The sequence below is a fragment of the Streptomyces sp. NPDC093586 genome, from assembly GCF_044764905.1.
Classification (GTDB): domain Bacteria; phylum Actinomycetota; class Actinomycetes; order Streptomycetales; family Streptomycetaceae; genus Streptomyces.
The window spans coordinates 48,672-65,255 of record NZ_JBIWJA010000008.1 but is presented as its reverse complement, the minus strand read 5'-3'; the positions used below and the strand labels follow the sequence as shown (position 1 = coordinate 65,255).

Below are 16,584 nucleotides of genomic sequence, written 5' to 3'. Positions count from 1 at the left end.
ACATGAGACGACGTGCAGGTGGCCGAGGAGCGGCGCAACGATGGTCGGGGCCGGCTGACCCGGAGGGGGAACGGCCGGGGCCGGCTCCCTTGGCGGGGAGCCGGTCCTCGGCGCGCGGTGCGGCGGCAGTGCTGAGTTGAACGGTGGCCGGTCGGCCGGTCACTTGTGCGGGTCGAGCACGACGGGCAGTTCCGCCAGGCCGCGGAAGGCCGGGAAGGGGACTTCCAACCACTTCGGCCCGGCTTCGGGAGCGGCCAGAGCGATCCCGGGGAACCGGCCGAACAGACTGGTGAGGGCCAGTCGCATCTCCAGCCGAGCCAGGGGTGCGCCCAGGCAGTAGTGGCTGCCGTGGCCGAAGCCCAGGTGCGTGCTTCCCGGCCGGTTCACGTCGAAGTCGTCCGGAGCGTCGAACTTCCGTGGGTCGCGATTCGCCGAGAGGAGCGAGATCTGTACCAGTGCGCCCTTGGGAATCCGCGTACCGCCGATCTCCACGTCCTCGGTCGCGAACCGGAACGTAGCGCTTTCCACCGACCCGTCGTAGCGCACCAGTTCTTCCACCGCGGGGCCGACCAGCTCCGGGTTTTCCTGGACGGCGTGCAGCTGTGCGGGATTGGCCAGGAGGTGGTGGACGGCGTTGCCGATGAGGTACGCGGTCGTCTTGTGGCCGGCGAACATCAGCAGGAACGCCGTCGAGACCAGCTCGTTCTCCGTGAGGCCGCCGTCCTTGTCCTGGACCTCGGTGAGCGCGCTGAGCAGGTCGTCACCGGGGTGTTCGCGCTTGCGCGCGACGAGTTCGGTGAAGTAGGCGTGCAGGTCCTCTTCCGCCTTCTGCTGGGCCTGCTTGGCTTCCTTGCCGAAGCCTGTCTGCGCCACTGTGGTGGACAGGTGCTGCATGCGGGCCCGTTCCCCGGGCGGCACGCCGAGCAGTTCGCAGATCACGTTGATCGGCAGGGGGAACGCGAACGCGGGCAGCAGGTCCAGCGGTTCGCGGGTGGGGCAGGCGTCGAGGAGCTGGTCGACGATCGCCTGGATCTTCGGCCGCAGCGCCTCGACGCGGCGCGGGGTGAACTCGGCGCTGACGAGTTCGCGCAGCCGGGTGTGTTTGGGCGCGTCGGCGTTGAGCATGTTGTCGTCCAGCGAGACCGACGAGTCACCGAAGATTCTCCGGTAGGCGTCCATGGCCCCGTACATGTCCTTGCCCAGCCGGGGGTCGGAGAGCGCGGCCCGGGCGTCCTCGTACCGTGTGATCAGATACGTTTCGACGCCGTGCGGCGGCTTCATCGGGCAGACGGGCGCCGTGTCCCGGAGGGCGGCGTAGACCGGGTGCGGATTGCGCCGGAAATCGGCGGTGCACCGCTCGGCTGTGGTGACGGGGTCCTGCGTGGTGGTCACGGGCGGCTCCCGAGGTCGAAGAGGGCCTCGGCGTTGCCGCCGAGGATGAGCTGCTGGGACGCCTTGTCCAGGGGCAGCTTCTCGATCATGCGGATGAGGTCCCCCAGCGGCGCGGACAACGGCGGCGAGTCGCTGCCGAACAGCATCCGCTCGGGTCCGAGGACCTCCGCGTTGAGACTCAGGTGCGCGGGGCTGGACGGGCTGGTGTCGACGTACATGCGCTGCAGGGCCGCGGCGGGGTCGGCCGACGGCGGGATGGAAGGCGGCGCGGCGGGGGCCGCCGGCCGGGCGGCCGGGGCGGCGGAGGGCGGCGCGGCGGCGGGGGGCGGCGCTCCGCCGCCCCAGTGCCGAGGGCTCGCCGCCGTCTGCAGGCGCTCCGGCAGCAGCGCCATCGCGCCGCCGCCGGTCGCGCCGATCAGCCGCAGGTCCGGGTACTTGTCCAGCCATCCCGCGAACGCGATCATGGCCATGCCCAGGGTGACGTCGCCGAACCGGCCGATCTGCTCGACGAAGCCCATGGTGTCCACCTTCTCCGTGCCGGCCGGTTCGGCCGGTGCGTGTACCAGGACCGGGACTCCCGCCTCCGCGGCCAGCGCGAAGAAGGAGTCCGCCCGCGGCGAGCCGAGCAGCTCGCCGTGGACGCTGGACGTGGTGATCAGGCCGACGAACGCGGGGTCCGCCAGGGTCTCCCGCACCCCTTCCAGGTGATCGTCGTCGCCGAACGGGTTGGCGTAGACGTACCCGCGCAACTGGTCCGGGAACTGGGAGATCAGCCCCGACATCCAGGCGTGGAAACCACGCAGCCGGTCGCGCGGCTGCTTGTAGTTGTCCACGCCCGGGACCCGTGCCATCGCGCCGGCGCCCACCGGGCTGCCGATGATGGTGAGGTCGATCCCGGCCTCGGCGCGGGCCGCGAGCATGCCGTCGACGTCGGTCAGGCTCGGAGGCATGGGGAAGCGGCCGGCCGCCTGGGGCGGGGACAGATGCCCGTGGATGTCGATGATCATGCGTGGGTTCCCTGTTCCGATGTGACTGCGCGGATCACCGCGGCACAGTCCTTGTCGCCGAGCCCCTGCTCGGTGGCACGGGCGTGGGTCTGTGCGGCTGCGGCGGTGAGCGGAAGACGCAGGCCTGCCGCGGCCGCCTGCTCCGTGGCGAGCATGAGGTCCTTCGCCATCAGACGCAGCCGGAAGTCCGGCTCGTCGAAATGCCCGGTGGCCAGGCGCCGCGACTTGAACGACATGACCGGCGAGGCGAAGCCGCTGCCCGCGATCGTCCTGAGGACGAGCTGCTTGTCGAGGCCGGAGACGGCCGCCAGTTCGGCGGCCTCGGCCATGGCCTGCACTTCTATCCCCATGAGGAGATTGAGGAGCAGCTTCATCCGCATGCCGGAGCCGAGTGCGCCCAGGTGGACGACCTCCTTGCCCAGCATCTCCAGCAGGGGCCGGCCGGCGGCGAAGACCCGCTCCTCGCCGCCGACGAACAGCCGCAGTTCGCCGTCGCGGGCGTGGTCGCGGTTGCCGAGCATGCCGACGTCCATGACGGAGGGCACGTCCTCGGCGAGGCGGACGACTTCCTCGGGAGCGACGGTGCTGGCGCAGATCAGTGCGCCGGGGTAGGTGCCCCTGGACAGGACGCCGTCCGGGCCGCGCAGCACGGTTCTGAGGGCGTCTCCGTCGGAGACGGTGCAGATGACGGCGCTCGTGCCCTCGACGGCTTCGCTGGGGCGTCCGGCGCCGACGGCGCCGGCCCGGACGAGTGGTTCGGCCCGCTCGGGGGTACGGTTCCAGACCCGCACGGATATGCCCTGTGCGAGCAGGCGTGAGGCGAGGCCGGCACCCATCGTGCCGAGGCCGAGGACGGCGACGGGGCCATCGGTGGGGTGCGTCATGACTTCTCCTTCACGGTCTCCTTGACGACCCGGAACCGCAGTGACTGCGTCGAGTCGACCCAGTTGCGGAGCGGGGCCACCAGTTCCTGGTGGTCATCGCTCTGCTGCCAGGCGAAAAAGTGCTCGGGGGTCTCCCACTCGCTGGTGATCACCCACTGGCGGGAGCCGTCGACCGGCTCTCCCAGCCGTTCGACGATGTGCCCGGGGGTACGAGCGACGGATTTCCGCATCTGCTCGTACATCTCCAGGAACCCTTGCTCGCCGCCCTCGATCACACGGACCGCGAAAACGACGGACAGCCTCTCGGCCGTCTGGCCGCTCTGGACAGTGCCCATGTCTCCTCCTGATGGTGAGATCCGGTAGGACACGCTTACCAAGGACTCATGCGCTCCGTGACGACGCAACTCCAACGGGTGCACGGGCCAGGTGGGAGAAGGGGCGTGCTCTGTCGACTAGTCCGTCCGGGTGTAGGGGGAAGGCCCCGGACGAGGCGGATTCGAACGCGCGCGTGGAGGCGGCGGACCGACGGGCCGCAGTTGTTTCCGGCGCGGGCCGTCCTCCCTTCGACAGCGTGTCGGCGGTGCGCTCGCTCGGACCGGCCGAGTACGCGCCGTGACGCCCCGGCGTCTGCTTCGCCGACCCGGCGACGAGCGCCTGGAGCCGGACGTGGCCGGGCCCTGGGCGGACGCCGTGTCGTGTGCCCTCGTCGAGCACTGTGGCCGCTGGGCCGTGGGGTGGCACTGGTCGCAGGGCGAAGGGGACTTCGACGGCGGGCCGGACGGATTCGGCCCGGACCGCTGAAGGAGGTCGTACAGGGCGAAGGCCTGGGGCCGCTCGGTGGCGTCGGTGTGCTCGGCCTCGTCGTGCACGGCGGTGATGGCGGCCCGCAATCGGCAGGGGCCGGCCTGCCCGCGGGTGTCTCACGGCCCGTACCCACCGGTCAGGTCGCTCACCGCAGGGCGGCAACCCGGCTGTCCCCGGCGGCGACCGGGAGGCGGAACCCATCCGTTCCCGGGAGGTTCGTCCCGTGATCCGTGACGGCACCGAGGCCGACGGTGTTCATCCCCTGGCGTACGGCCCTTCCGGTCCAACATGCCTGGTAATCAATGGAGTTGAGGGGGAGTCAGGCTCATGGTGCGTGCGGCGGCGTCCGTGCCCGCGTCGGGGGTGCATGGTGCTGGTTCCTCCTTGCGGCTCGAAGGGGAGTGGGGGGAGGGGCGGCAAGCCGTGAACCAGTGGGAGCGCTCCCATACTGAGGAGGGGGTTCCGGGCGGTCAAGACGTGTGAGGAGTCGAAAAAATTCGACAGGCGGTGCGGACGGAAAGTCGCGGAAAGTCGGTGACTCCTCTGTTCTTCACCGTCACTTGGCGCTACCTTCGCTGAACCAGTGGGAGCGGTTCCACCGGTCGGTACGGCCGCCACGGCGCGTCCGGGCCGCAAGGAGCCGCTCGTGCGTCACCCCCCGCTCCACCTCCCGCGCTCAGGACCTCCAGCCGCCGTTGCGGCCGGTCCGACGCGTGATCGGCCGATGTACCGGTGCACAGCTCCCCCGCGGGCCGCCTCCCCCTGCCCACGGGCCGTTCCCGGCCTCCGGCCGCGGCGGTGCCCCCATGCCGCCCGGCTCGGGCCCGCGCCCGGCAGGCGTACGACCCCGCACCCCCCACCCCGACGAAAGAAGGGACCCCCACACATGACCCGGACGAGAACCGCGATGCTCGCCGCTCTGACGCTGGTCGCCGGAGCCTCCGGCACGGCCCTCGCCGCCCACACCGCGACCGCCGGCGCGGCGGCCGCCGCCTGTACCGTCGACTACCAGGTGCAGAACGACTGGGGCAGCGGCTTCACCGCCGCCGTGACCGTCACCAACAACGGCGCCCCCACCTCCGGTTGGTCGCTGGGCTGGACGTACGCCGGCAGCCAGAAGGTGACCAACGGCTGGAACGCGAAGATCAGTCAGAGCGGTGCCGCCGTCACGGCCGTCAACGAGTCCTACAACGGCACGCTCGCCACCGGTGGTTCGGCGAGCTTCGGATTCCAGGCCACCTACAGCGGCGGCAACGCGATCCCGGCCACCTTCACCCTCAACGGGGTGACCTGCAACGTCGACGGCGGGCCGACCGACCCGCCGGACCCCACCGGGCCGTCCGGCCGGGTGGACAACCCGTACGCCGGCGCCAAGGGGTACGTGAACCCGGAGTGGTCCGCGAAGGCGGCGGCCGAACCCGGCGGCAGCCGGATCGCCGACCAGCCCACCGGTGTCTGGCTGGACCGGATCGCGGCCGTCGAGGGCGTGGGCGACGGCATGGGCCTGCGCGACCACCTCGACGAGGCGCTGCGGCAGAAGGGCTCCGGCGAGCTGTACATCCAGCTCGTCGTCTACAACCTGCCCGGGCGCGACTGCTCGGCCCTGGCCTCCAACGGCGAGCTGGGCCCGACGGAGATCGACAAGTACAAGACGCAGTACATCGACCCCATCGCCGCGATCCTCGCCGACCCGAAGTACGCCTCGCTCAGGATCGTCACCACCGTCGAGATCGACTCGCTGCCCAACCTCGTCACCAACGTCTCGGGCCGGCCGACCGCCACGCCCAACTGCGACGTGATGAAGGCCAACGGCAACTACCAGAAGGGCGTCGGCTACGCCCTGAACAAACTCGGCGACATCCCCAACGTCTACAACTACATCGACGCCGGCCACCACGGATGGCTCGGCTGGGACGACAACTTCGGCGCCTCGGCCGACATGTTCAAGACGGCCGCCACCACCGAGGGCGCCACCGTGAACGACGTCCACGGCTTCATCGTCAACACCGCCAACTACAGCGCGTTGAAGGAGGACCACTTCAAGATCACGGACAGTGTGAACGGCACGTCCGTGCGCCAGTCCAAGTGGGTCGACTGGAACCGCTACACCGACGAGCTCTCCTACGCCCAGGCCATGCGCGACAAGCTGGTCTCGATCGGCTTCGACAAGAACATCGGCATGCTGATCGACACCTCCCGCAACGGCTGGGGCGGCACCCAGCGGCCCGCCGGCCCCGGCGCCACCACCAACGTCGACACCTACGTCGACGGCGGCCGCTACGACCGCCGCATCCACCTCGGCAACTGGTGCAACCAGTCCGGAGCGGGCCTCGGCGAACGGCCGAGGGCCAACCCCGAGCCGGGCATCGACGCCTACGTGTGGATGAAGCCGCCGGGGGAGTCGGACGGCGCGAGCAAGGAGATCCCGAACGACGAGGGCAAGGGATTCGACCGGATGTGCGACCCGACGTACACCGGCAACGCCCGCAACGGCAACAGCATGTCCGGCGCCCTCCCGGACGCCCCCCTCTCCGGGAAGTGGTTCTCCGCGCAGTTCCAGGAGCTGATGAAGAACGCCTACCCGCCCCTGCCGTGAGCGGGCTCCGGCACAGCTAGTGCCGCAACAGGCGACGTTCGCTCCGTCGCGGCGTCCGGCACGCCCCCCCCGGAGGGGGTGCCCCCGCTCGCCGCACCGGCCGGAAGCCCGCGTACGTCCAGTGCGAGGGCTTCCGGCCGGCACTCCCCCCAGCCTCCGGCCGGGGGGGACCTCCGGAGCACGCACCGGACGCCGCTCCTCACCGGGCGAACGTCGCCTGCCGCGGCACCGGGCTGCTCAGCCGCCCGCCGGCTGGGCAGTGGGCACTTTGGGGGCGGCGACCAGTTCGAGGTGGGAGTCCATGTCCGGCTCGAACCGGCCGTAGGGGTTCACATGGGACCGGACCGGCGGGGACAGGGCCCGCCGGTCGGCGTCGGTGGGCCGCTGCTGCCACTTCTCCTCGCTCAGGATGTTCTGGAGGAGCAGGGGGGTGACATGCACCAGCGCCGACCGGAGCAGGTGCAGGGCGAGCATGGAGACCTCCGGGGACTCCTTACCGCGGTGCGGCCGACGGTCTGACGCGCCGACGCCGAGGGGCCCGGTCCGTGGGACCGGGCCCCTCCGGGCGTGCGCGGGTCAGGCGACGTCGAACTCCGCCGGGTCCGGGCCCAGCCGGCGGTCCTCGTTCAGCGCGCTGATCGCCGCGAGGTCCTCGGTGTCCAGGGAGAAGTCGAACACGTCGATGTTCTCCTTGATCCGCGACGGCGTCACGGACTTCGGGATCACCACGTTGCCGAGCTGGAGGTGCCAGCGCAGCACGACCTGGGCCGGGGTGCGCTGGTGCTTCTGCGCGATCGCCACGATCGCAGGGATCTCCAGGATGCCCTTGCCCGAGCCGAGCGGGGACCACGCCTCGGTGGCGATGCCCTGCTCCGCGTGGACCTCGCGGGCGGCGTGCTGCTGGAGGTGCGGGTGCAGCTCGATCTGGTTGACGGCCGGGACGACCGACGTCTCGGCGATCAGCCGCTCCAGGTGCTCCGGCAGGAAGTTGGAGACGCCGATGGCCCGGACCCGGCCGTCGGCGTACAGCTTCTCGAACGCCTTGTAGGTGTCGACGTAGCGGTCCTTCGACGGCAGCGGCCAGTGGATCAGGTACAGGTCCACGTAGTCGAGGCCGAGCTTGGCCAGCGACGTGTCGAAGGCGCGCAGGGTGGAGTCGTACCCCTGGTCGCTGTTCCAGAGCTTGGTGGTGACGAAGAGGTCCTCGCGGGCGATGCCGGAGGCGGCGATGGCCTTGCCGGTGCCCTCTTCATTGCCGTAGATCGCCGCTGTGTCGATGCTGCGGTACCCGGCCTCCAGGGCCGTGGCGACGGCCGTCTCGGCCTCGTCGTCCGGCACCTGCCAGACGCCGAAGCCCAGCTGGGGCATCTCGACGCCGTTGTTCAGGATGATCGGGGGGACCTTGCTGCTCACGAGCTCTTGATCCTTCGGTTGTGGTCAGGTGGTACTCCCATGGTCAACGATCACGGGGCGCCGTGCATTCCTGACCGCGGAACTCAGATCCGGTACAGGGCTTCGACCTCGGCGGCGTAGGCCTTCTCGATGGCCTTGCGCTTGAGCTTCAGCGACGGGGTCAGCAGCCCGTGCTCCTCGGTGAACGGCTGGGCCAGGATGCGGAAGGTGCGGATCGACTCGGCCTGGGAGACGAGCGTGTTGGCCGCGACGACCGCGCGCCGCACCTCCGCCTCCAGGTCGGCGTCGCGCACCAGGTCGGCCGGGGCCATCCGGGGCTTGTTGCGCATCGTCAGCCAGTGCTCGACCGCCTCCTGGTCGAGGGTGATGAGCGCGGCGATGTGGGGGCGGTCGTTGCCGACGACGATGCACTGGTTGACCAGCGGATGGTCCCGGACGCGTTCCTCCAGCAGGCCCGGTGAGACGCTCTTGCCGCCGGAGGTCACCAGGATCTCCTTCTTGCGGCCGGTGATGGTGAGGTAGCCGTCCTCGTCCAGCGAGCCCAGGTCGCCGGTGGCCAGCCAGCCGTCGTGGAGGGTCTCGTCGGTGGCCTTCGGGTCGTTGAGGTAGCCCTGGAAGACGTTGCCGCCGCTCAGCCAGATCTCGCCGTCGTCCGCGATGCGCACGGCGACCCCGGGGATGGGGCGGCCGACCGTGCCGTAGCGGGTGCGCTCGGGCGGGTTGGCGGTGGCCGCCGCGGTGGACTCGGTCAGGCCGTAGCCCTCGTAGATCTGCACGCCCGCGCCCGCGAAGAACAGGCCGAGCCGCCGGTCCATCGCCGAGCCGCCCGACATGGCGTTGCGGATGCGGCCGCCCATCGCCGCCCGCACCTTGGCGTAGACGAGCTTGTCGAACAGCTGGTGCTGCACGCGCAGGCCCGCCGAGGGGCCCGGGCCGATGCCCCAGGCCTTGGCCTCCACCGCCTCCGCGTACTTCACCGCCACGTCGACGGCCTTCTCGAAGGGGCCGGACCTCCCCTCCTTGTCGGCCTTGCGCCGGGCGGCGTGGAACACCTTCTCGAAGATGTACGGCACGGCCAGGATGAACGTCGGCCGGAAGGCGGCCAGGTCCGGCAGGAGGGCCGCGGCGTTCAGCTGCGGCTGGTGGCCGAAGCGGACCCGGCCCCGGACCGCCGCGACCTCCACCATCCGCCCGAAGACGTGCGCGAGCGGCAGGAACAGCAGGGTCGACGCCTCGTCGCCCTTCCTGGAGTGGAAGACCGGCTCCCAGCGTTCGATGACGGTGTCCGCCTCGTACATGAGGTTGCCGTGCGAGATGACGCAGCCCTTGGGGCGGCCCGTGGTGCCCGAGGTGTAGATGACGGTGGCGACCGAGTCGGGGGTGACCGCCTGCCGGTGCCGGTGCACCACCTCGTCGTCGAGGTGGGCGCCCGCGTCGTACAGCTCCTGGACGGCGCCGGAGTCGAGCTGCCACAGGCCGCGCAGGCGCGGCAGCCGGTCGATGACGGTGGCGATCGTCATCGCGTGGTCCTCGTGCTCCACCACCGCCGCCGTCACCTCGGCGTCGTACAGCATCCACAGGCACTGCTCGGCCGAGGAGGTCGGGTAGACCGGCACCACCTGGGCGCCGATCGCCCACAGCGCGAAGTCGAAGAGCGTCCACTCGTAGCGGGTGCGGGACATGATGGCGACCCGGTCGCCGAAGCGGACGCCCTGGGCGAGCAGGCCCTTGGCGAGGGCCAGCACCTCGTCGCGGAACGCGCCGGCGGTCACGTCCCGCCACCGCCCGTCCTCGTCCTTGCGGCCCAGCGCGATGTGCCGCGGATCCTCCTCTGCATGCCGGAAGACCACGTCGGCCAGACCGCCCACCGGCGGTGCCGACGCCGACGGAGGGTTGGTGAACTCGCGCAAACCCCGCTCCCCGCTCCTGGTGACACCCCGCACGGCGCGGTGAAAGCTACCCCACGCGGGGCAGGGGTGGGAGGGCCGGCGAAACCGGGCACGGCTCGTGACCGCGCCGGTCAGTGGGAGGAAATGCGCTCACATGGGGAAGGGACGGACAGTTTCCTTACGGTTGGGTAAGTTCCGGCGCCGTAATCTCCACCGAATCTGTACGCCCCGCTTACCGTCGGTACGGAGCCGCCGTCCCTTTCTTCGGCGTGGGCGCCCCGGATTCCGTCACACCTGCGCGAGGCCCGCACGCCGAGGCCGGTGCAGCCGGTCGCCGCCCGCCAGGATCGCCGCCGCCAGCGCGTCCGCGGCGCCCTGCGCCGAGGGGCGGCGGCGCCCGTGCACCAGCACGAAGTCGACGCGGCCCAGCTCCGGCAGCCCGGCCCGCTCCGGCACGCGCACCAGGCCGGGCGGGACGAGCCCGCGCGAGTGCGCCATCACGCCGAGGCCCGCGCGGGCCGCCGCGATCAGCCCGTTGAGGCTGCCGCTGGTGCAGGCGATGCGCCACTCGCGGCCCTGCCGCTGCAGCGCGTCCAGCGCGAGCGCGCGGGTGATGCCCGGCGGCGGATAGACGATGAGCGGCACCGGACGGTCCGGATCCAGGCGCAGCCGCTCCGCGCCGATCCACACCAGCCGGTCCTGCCAGACCGGCTCGCCGCGCGGGTCCTCGGGGCGCCGCTTGGCCAGCACCAGGTCGAGTTTCCCGGCGGCCAGCTGTTCGTGCAGCGTGCCCGACAGCTCCACGGTCAGCTCCAGGTCGACCTCCGGGTGTTCGTGCCGGAAGCCCTCGAGGATCTCCGGCAGCCGGGTCAGCACGAAGTCCTCGGACGCTCCGAAGCGCAGCCGGCCGCGCAGCCGGGTGCCGGCGAAGAAGGCCGCCGCCTGCTCGTGCACGTCCAGGATGCGGCGCGCGAAGCCCAGCATCGCCTCGCCGTCCTCGGTGAGCTCCACGGAGTGCGTGTCGCGCGTGAACAGCTGCCGCCCGGTGGCGTCCTCCAGTCGCCGCACGTGCTGGCTCACCGTCGACTGGCGCAGCCCGAGCCGCCGCGCGGCCTGGGTGAAGCTCAGCGTCTGGGCCACGGTCAGGAAAGTCCGCAGATGGGAGGGGTCGTACACACGGCCCACCGTACCCGGTCATCGCGAAACATGATGACAGTGAGAGCGGTGTGCCGGATTCCCGATCGCAGAGTGAGGAAGCACGATGGAGCGGGGACCCGTGACCCCGCCGGAGCACGAAGAGAACGAGCAAGCACGAGCAAGTGGAGCACCGTGAAACGCCTGCGATGGCCGCGCTGGATGCCGATCGACCCGTACGTCCTGCTGCTGCTCGGGACGGTGGGCCTCGCGGCACTGCTGCCGGCCCGCGGCACGGGAGCCGACGTCGCCTCCGGGGCCTCCACGTTCGCGATCGCCTTCCTCTTCTTCCTGTACGGGGCCCGGCTCTCCACCCGTGAGGCGATGGACGGGCTGCGTCACTGGCGTCTCCACGTCACCGTGCTGGCCTGCACCTTCGTCGTCTTCCCGCTGCTGGGCCTCGCTGCCCGCGGGCTCGTCCCGGTCCTGCTGACCGACCCCCTCTACCAGGGGCTGCTCTTCCTCACCCTGGTCCCGTCCACCATCCAGTCGTCGATCGCCTTCACCTCCATCGCCCGCGGCAACGTGCCCGCCGCGATCTGCGCCGGCTCCTTCTCCTCGCTGGCGGGCATCGTCCTCACACCGCTGCTGGCCGCGGCCCTGCTCGGCAACAGCGGGGGCGGCTTCTCCGCCGACTCGGTCGTGAAGATCGTGCTCCAGCTGCTGGTGCCGTTCGTCGCGGGGCAGGTGCTGCGCCGCTGGATCGGAGGGTTCGTCGCCCGGCACAAGAAGGTGCTCGGACTCGTCGACCGCGGTTCGATCCTCCTCGTCGTCTACACGGCGTTCAGCGAGGGCATGGTGCAGGGCATCTGGCATCAGGTGAGCCCGGTCCGGCTGGCCGGCCTGCTGGTCGTGGAGGCGGTGCTGCTCGCCGTGATGCTGCTGCTGACCTGGTACGGGGCGAGGGCGCTGGGCTTCGGCCGGGCCGACCGGATCGCGATCCAGTTCGCCGGCTCCAAGAAGTCCCTCGCCTCCGGCCTGCCCATGGCGAGCGTCCTGTTCGGCGCGCACGCCTCGCTGGCCGTGCTGCCACTGATGCTCTTCCACCAGATGCAGCTGATGGTGTGCGCGGTCATCGCCAAGCGCCGGGCGCACGATCCCGAGGCGACGGCCCCGGGCGAGCCGGCCACGGCGTCACGGCCGGCCGCCGGCACGGGGCCCCGCTGCCGCTGAGACCCGTCGCGGGGGGTGTCTCAGGGGACGAGGACGACCTTTCCGAGATTGCGGCGCGACCCGACGGCCTCGTGCGCCCTCGCCGCGTCCGCCAGCCCGAACCCGCCGTGCACGGCGGGTCGGAGCGTTCCCTCGGCGAACAGGCGCCACAGCTCCTGACGCCACTGTTCGTACAGCTCCGGCTGCTCGCGGGCGATCCGCGCCATCTGGAACCCCGTCACCGTCTTCGAGCCCACCAGCAGGTCGTACGCCCGGACGGTCCCGCCGCCCGAGCCGTACGCCACCAGCCGGCCGCCCGGGGCGAGGGCGGCGACGGCCGGGGCGAGCAGGTCGCCGCCCACCCCGTCGAGGACGTGGTCGACGGGCTCGCCCCAGTCGTCGTCGCCGTAGACCACGACGTCGTCGGCGCCCAGGGAGCGCACGAAGTCCGCCTTGGCCGGGTCGGAGACGGCGCCCACGACCCTGGCCGCGCCGCGCGTCCGTGCCAGCCGCACGGCCAGCTGGCCGACCCCACTGGCCGCGGCCGTGACGAGCACCGACTCGCCCGGCCGGGGGTGGGCGGCCGACAGGGCGCCGAGTGCCACCAGGCCGCTGCGGACCAGCGCGACCGCGTCGACGGCACCGGCCCCGTCGGGGATCGGCGAGGCCATCTCCCGGCGCAGGACGGCGAAGTCGGCGTAGCCGTGTCCGAAGCAGAGCCCCGTCACCCGGTCGCCCGCCCGGAAGCCGGTCACACCGTCACCGGTGGCCACCACCTCCCCGGCGACCTCACCGCCGAGCGGGACCGGCTCGGCGGCCTCGGTGACCTTGCGGACGACCGGCAGGGTGACGCCGACCGCCTCGCAGCGCACCAGCAGCTCGCCCGGGCCGGGCTCGGGGACGGGGGCCTCCTCCAGGAACAGCGGGCCTCCGGGGGACGCGTACCGGACACGGCGCATCGACGCACCTCCATATGCCGTTGGGAGACCCAACGATAAGAGGGGGTCGTGGGGAGGTCCAACGACTTTTGGGTAGGCTGGGGCCCATGGCCGACGCACCGCTTCCCGAGATCCGCTCCCTGCCCAGCTGGCTCCTGGGGAGGGCCGCCGCCCGTGGCCGGGCCCTGGTGGCCGAGGCACTGGCCGCGGAGGGCCTGAAGATGTGGCACCACGTGGTGCTCTCCGCCGTCCGCGACCTCGCCCCCGTCGCCCAGGCCGACCTCGGCCGCGGTATCGGCCTCGACCCGAAGGACCTGGTCGGCGTCCTCAACGACCTGCAGGCCGCCGGCCTCGTCGTCCGCGCCCCGGACCCGGACGACCGCCGCAAGAACGCGGTCTCCCTCACCGAGGAGGGCGGCCGGGTGCTCGCGCGGTGCGAGAAGGCGGCCCGTACGGCCAACGACGAACTCCTCGCCCCGCTCACGGCGCAGGAGCGGGCGCGGTTGCTGGACATGGTCCGCCGGATCGCCGGTACGGGCGCCGACGGCTGACCGCCCGGCATCCGGCCGGCGCACGCCGGGCGGTGGTCCGGTCGAGGCGGGGCCCTGCGACGCAGGGGACGTTTCCCGCCGGCCGGGGTCCCGCCCCGATGCGTCGCCTGCCCCATCCGCTCCGTGCGTCGCCGGCCGGGGTCCCGGCCCGATGCGTCGCCCGCCCCACCCGCTCCGTGCGTCGCCGGCCGGGGTCCCGGCCCGATGCGTCGCCCGCCCCACCCGCTCCGCGCGTCGCCGGCCGGGGTCCCGGCCCGATACGTCGCCCGCCCCACCCGCTCCGCGCGTCGCCGGCCGGGGTCCCGGCCCGATACGTCGCCCGCCCCACCCGCTCCACCCGGGCGCTCTCCGACCGCTCGGGACCCGCCGCCGTGCCGCGAGGGAGGCGGGTCAGCCCTGGGCGGCCGCGGCCCGCAGGGCGACGCGGTCCTCGCCCGCGTACACGTTCATGGAGGCGCCCCGCAGGAAGCCCACCAGCGTCAGCCCCGTCTCGGCGGCCAGGTCCACCGCCAGCGAGGACGGCGCCGACACCGCCGCGAGCACCGGAATGCCCGCCATCACCGCCTTCTGCGCCAGCTCGAAGGAGGCCCGGCCCGACACCAGCAGCACGGACCGGGACAGCGGCAGGTCCCCGTTCCGCAGGGCGCGGCCGACCAGCTTGTCGACCGCGTTGTGCCGGCCCACGTCCTCCCGTACGTCCACCAGCTCACCGTCCTCGGTGAACAGGGCCGCCGCGTGCAGTCCGCCGGTGCGGTCGAAGACCCGCTGGGCGGCGCGCAGCCGGTCCGGCAGGGCCGCCAGCAGCTCCGGGGTGACCCGGACCGGGGGAGTGTCGGCGATCGGCCAGCGGGCCGTGGTGCGCACCGCGTCCAGACTGGCCTTGCCGCACAGACCGCAGGACGAGGTCGTGTAGACGTTGCGCTCCAGCGTGATGTCCGGGACCGGCACGTCCGGGGCCGTCTTCACGTCGACCACGTTGTACGTGTTGGAGCCGTCGGCCGTCGCGCCCGCGCAGTACACGATGTTCTGCAGGTCGTCCCGCTCGGCCAGCACACCCTCGCTGACCAGGAAACCGGCCGCCAGCGCGAAGTCGTCGCCCGGAGTGCGCATGGTGATCGCGAGCGGCCTGCCGTTCAGCCGGATCTCCAGCGGTTCCTCGGCCACCAAGGTGTCCGGGCGGGTGGAGACCGCCCCGTCCCGGATGCGGATCACCTTGCGTCGTTCCGTGACTCGTCCCATGTCCGTGCCCCTCGTGCCGGTCGGTCCCGGTTCTGTACGTGCTGGTGGCCGAAGCGGCCCTTGATGCACAGGTCGCCGTGGGTCACCGGGCCGTCGTGCGGCGAGGTGACCCAGGCGGTCTCATTGTCCCGCACGTGCGGGGCAAGGTCGTGGCCCGCACCGCAGTACGCGCACACCGCGGTCGTCCCCGTCCGCCGTGCCCCGTCCCGGGTGCCCGCCGCCCGCATGCCGGACCCCGTCCCCCGCCGAGCAGGCCGGCCCTGTCGTCGAGCGTGTGCGGCCCCGGCAGCGGCGGATCGCGCCGGTCGCGGGCCTCACCCGCGGGCCCGCCGGAGGCCGGTGCCGGAGCGGTCCGGGCCCTCCCGGGAGGACTCCGGCGGGCCGAGGGAAGGTTCCGGACACGGCTTGGCGCGAGCGGGCACCCCGGTTGTTCACCGGACGAGGGGGAGGGCGTCACGGATGCTGACCGAAGCCGACAATGCGGGCGCCCGATTCCTGTCGCTTCACCTGCCGTCGTACTCACCGGTCACTCATCACACTGGTGGATCCCGTCCCCGAGGCAACGAGGATTCCATCCATGCACGGCTCGCGCATCACCGCCGTCGGCCACTACCAGCCCGCCGGGATTCTGACCAACGAGGACCTGGCGGGCATGGTCGACACCAGCGACGAGTGGATCAGGAGCCGGGTGGGCATCCGCACCCGCCACATCGCCGGACCCGACGAGCCCGTCGACGAGCTGGCCGGGCACGCCGCCGCCAAGGCGCTCGCCGCGGCCGGGCTGACACCCGCGGACGTGGACCTGGTGCTGGTCGCCACCTCCACCGCCATCGACCGTTCGCCGAACATGGCGGCCCGGGTGGCGGCCCGCCTCGGCATCCCCGAGCCCGCCGTGCTGGACCTCAACGTCGTCTGCGCCGGCTTCCCCCACGCCCTGGCCACCGCCGACCACGCCGTCCGGGCCGGCTCGGCGCACCGTGCCCTGGTCATCGGCGCCGACAAGATGTCCGAGGTGACCGACTGGACCGACCGCACCACCTGCGTGCTCGTCGGCGACGGGGCGGGGGCCGCCGTCGTGGAGCCCTGCGCCCCGGGCGAGGAGGCGGGGATCGGACCGGTGCTGTGGGGCTCGGTGCCCGAGATGGGCAACGCCGTCCGCATCGAGGGCACGCCCCCGCGGTTCGCGCAGGAGGGGCAGAGCGTCTACCGCTGGGCGACCACGAAACTGCCCGCCATCGCACGCCGGGCCTGCGAACGCGCGGGACTCGAGCCCGCCGACCTCGCCGCCGTCGTCCTGCACCAGGCGAACCTGCGCATCATCGAACCCCTCGCCGCGAAGATCGGCGCCGTCAACGCGGTCGTCGCCCGCGACGTCGTGGAGTCCGGCAACACCTCGGCGGCGAGCATCCCCCTCGCCCTCTCCAAGCTCGTCGAACGGGGCGACATCACGGCCGGGGACCCGGTGCTGCTCTTCGGCTTCGGCGGGAACCTCTCCTACGCCGGGCAGGTCGTCCGCTGCCCGTGA

14 protein-coding genes and 2 pseudogenes are annotated in these 16,584 nt (G+C 72.2%); 5 read left to right on the top strand and 11 right to left on the bottom strand.

Going from position 1 to position 16,584, the window contains the following annotated elements; genetic code table 11:
- Nucleotides 1-159: 159 nt before the first annotated feature.
- From ACIRFH_RS11465 to ACIRFH_RS11450, 4 genes are read right to left on the bottom strand one after another with little or no spacing between them, the layout of a single operon-like run.
- Nucleotides 160-1,392 carry a cytochrome P450 gene (locus ACIRFH_RS11465; protein WP_403519246.1) on the bottom strand — a complete coding sequence of 411 codons (1,233 nt, stop codon included), beginning with the start codon at nucleotides 1,390-1,392 and terminating at the stop codon, nucleotides 160-162.
- Nucleotides 1,389-2,399 carry an amidohydrolase family protein gene (locus ACIRFH_RS11460; RefSeq protein WP_403519244.1) on the bottom strand — a complete coding sequence of 337 codons (1,011 nt, stop codon included), beginning with the start codon at nucleotides 2,397-2,399 and terminating at the stop codon, nucleotides 1,389-1,391. The genes ACIRFH_RS11465 and ACIRFH_RS11460 overlap by 4 nt, the downstream gene beginning before the upstream one ends.
- On the bottom strand, nucleotides 2,396-3,283 hold the full coding sequence (locus tag ACIRFH_RS11455; RefSeq protein WP_403519242.1) for an NAD(P)-dependent oxidoreductase: 888 nt from the start codon (nucleotides 3,281-3,283) through the stop codon (nucleotides 2,396-2,398). Before ACIRFH_RS11455 ends, ACIRFH_RS11460 begins: the two co-directional genes overlap by 4 nt.
- Complete coding sequence (locus tag ACIRFH_RS11450) at nucleotides 3,280-3,618, bottom strand: antibiotic biosynthesis monooxygenase family protein (RefSeq protein WP_403519240.1); 339 nt, start codon at nucleotides 3,616-3,618, stop codon at nucleotides 3,280-3,282. Before ACIRFH_RS11450 ends, ACIRFH_RS11455 begins: the two co-directional genes overlap by 4 nt.
- A gap of 277 nt (nucleotides 3,619-3,895) precedes the next feature.
- Here ACIRFH_RS11450 and ACIRFH_RS11445 point away from each other — a divergent pair, with 277 nt between their 5' ends.
- Nucleotides 3,896-4,084, top strand: coding sequence for a hypothetical protein (locus tag ACIRFH_RS11445; protein WP_403519238.1), 189 nt, complete (start codon nucleotides 3,896-3,898; stop codon nucleotides 4,082-4,084).
- An 889-nt stretch (nucleotides 4,085-4,973) separates the two neighbouring features.
- Nucleotides 4,974-6,683: a glycoside hydrolase family 6 protein gene (locus ACIRFH_RS11440; protein WP_403519236.1), complete on the top strand. Its 1,710-nt coding sequence runs from the start codon at nucleotides 4,974-4,976 to the stop codon at nucleotides 6,681-6,683.
- A gap of 237 nt (nucleotides 6,684-6,920) precedes the next feature.
- Here ACIRFH_RS11440 and ACIRFH_RS11435 read toward each other — a convergent pair.
- The 4 genes and pseudogenes from ACIRFH_RS11435 to ACIRFH_RS11420 form a co-directional block, all read right to left on the bottom strand.
- Nucleotides 6,921-7,172, bottom strand: a pseudogene (locus ACIRFH_RS11435) (Tn3 family transposase); the annotation flags it as partial.
- 87 nt (nucleotides 7,173-7,259) lie between these two features.
- Nucleotides 7,260-8,096, bottom strand: coding sequence for an aldo/keto reductase (locus ACIRFH_RS11430; RefSeq protein WP_403519234.1), 837 nt, complete (start codon nucleotides 8,094-8,096; stop codon nucleotides 7,260-7,262).
- A gap of 83 nt (nucleotides 8,097-8,179) precedes the next feature.
- A complete protein-coding gene (locus ACIRFH_RS11425; RefSeq protein WP_403519233.1) occupies nucleotides 8,180-10,006 on the bottom strand; it encodes an AMP-dependent synthetase/ligase in 1,827 nt (608 codons plus the stop codon).
- 267 nt (nucleotides 10,007-10,273) lie between these two features.
- Nucleotides 10,274-11,161: a LysR substrate-binding domain-containing protein gene (locus ACIRFH_RS11420; RefSeq protein WP_403519231.1), complete on the bottom strand. Its 888-nt coding sequence runs from the start codon at nucleotides 11,159-11,161 to the stop codon at nucleotides 10,274-10,276.
- Nucleotides 11,162-11,314: 153 nt separating this feature from the next.
- Between ACIRFH_RS11420 and ACIRFH_RS11415 the strand changes: the two genes are divergently transcribed.
- A complete protein-coding gene (locus tag ACIRFH_RS11415) occupies nucleotides 11,315-12,352 on the top strand; it encodes a bile acid:sodium symporter family protein (protein WP_403519229.1) in 1,038 nt (345 codons plus the stop codon).
- 20 nt (nucleotides 12,353-12,372) lie between these two features.
- On the opposite strand, the gene ACIRFH_RS11410 is transcribed toward ACIRFH_RS11415, so the two are convergent.
- Nucleotides 12,373-13,290, bottom strand: a complete 918-nt coding sequence (locus tag ACIRFH_RS11410) for a zinc-binding alcohol dehydrogenase family protein (RefSeq protein ID WP_403519227.1) — start codon at nucleotides 13,288-13,290, stop codon at nucleotides 12,373-12,375.
- Between the two features lie 86 nt (nucleotides 13,291-13,376).
- On the opposite strand from ACIRFH_RS11410, the gene ACIRFH_RS11405 reads away from it, so the two are divergent.
- The gene (locus ACIRFH_RS11405) at nucleotides 13,377-13,820 is read left to right on the top strand and encodes a MarR family winged helix-turn-helix transcriptional regulator (protein WP_403519226.1); all 444 of its coding nucleotides are present in this window, start codon (nucleotides 13,377-13,379) and stop codon (nucleotides 13,818-13,820) included.
- A gap of 390 nt (nucleotides 13,821-14,210) precedes the next feature.
- Here the strand turns inward: ACIRFH_RS11405 and fdhD are convergent, their stop codons facing one another.
- Together fdhD and ACIRFH_RS11395 are read right to left on the bottom strand one after the other, a co-directional pair.
- A complete protein-coding gene (gene fdhD / locus ACIRFH_RS11400) occupies nucleotides 14,211-15,059 on the bottom strand; it encodes a formate dehydrogenase accessory sulfurtransferase FdhD (RefSeq protein WP_403519224.1) in 849 nt (282 codons plus the stop codon).
- Nucleotides 15,029-15,286 (bottom strand): annotated as a pseudogene (locus ACIRFH_RS11395) (hypothetical protein); the annotation flags it as partial. The pseudogene ACIRFH_RS11395 and the gene fdhD, both read right to left, overlap by 31 nt.
- A gap of 350 nt (nucleotides 15,287-15,636) precedes the next feature.
- Between ACIRFH_RS11395 and ACIRFH_RS11390 the strand changes: the two are divergent.
- Complete coding sequence (locus ACIRFH_RS11390) at nucleotides 15,637-16,584, top strand: beta-ketoacyl-ACP synthase III (RefSeq protein WP_403519222.1); 948 nt, start codon at nucleotides 15,637-15,639, stop codon at nucleotides 16,582-16,584.

Coding starts and splice junctions, on each gene's coding strand:
- ACIRFH_RS11460 (WP_403519244.1), bottom strand. CDS start 2,399: ATGATCATCGACATCCACGGGCATCTGTCCCCGCCCCAGGCGGCCGGC.
- ACIRFH_RS11455 (WP_403519242.1), bottom strand. CDS start 3,283: ATGACGCACCCCACCGATGGCCCCGTCGCCGTCCTCGGCCTCGGCACG.
- ACIRFH_RS11450 (WP_403519240.1), bottom strand. CDS start 3,618: ATGGGCACTGTCCAGAGCGGCCAGACGGCCGAGAGGCTGTCCGTCGTT.
- ACIRFH_RS11440 (WP_403519236.1), top strand. CDS start 4,974: ATGACCCGGACGAGAACCGCGATGCTCGCCGCTCTGACGCTGGTCGCC.
- ACIRFH_RS11410 (WP_403519227.1), bottom strand. CDS start 13,290: ATGCGCCGTGTCCGGTACGCGTCCCCCGGAGGCCCGCTGTTCCTGGAG.
- ACIRFH_RS11405 (WP_403519226.1), top strand. CDS start 13,377: ATGGCCGACGCACCGCTTCCCGAGATCCGCTCCCTGCCCAGCTGGCTC.
- fdhD (WP_403519224.1), bottom strand. CDS start 15,059: ATGGGACGAGTCACGGAACGACGCAAGGTGATCCGCATCCGGGACGGG.
- ACIRFH_RS11390 (WP_403519222.1), top strand. CDS start 15,637: ATGCACGGCTCGCGCATCACCGCCGTCGGCCACTACCAGCCCGCCGGG.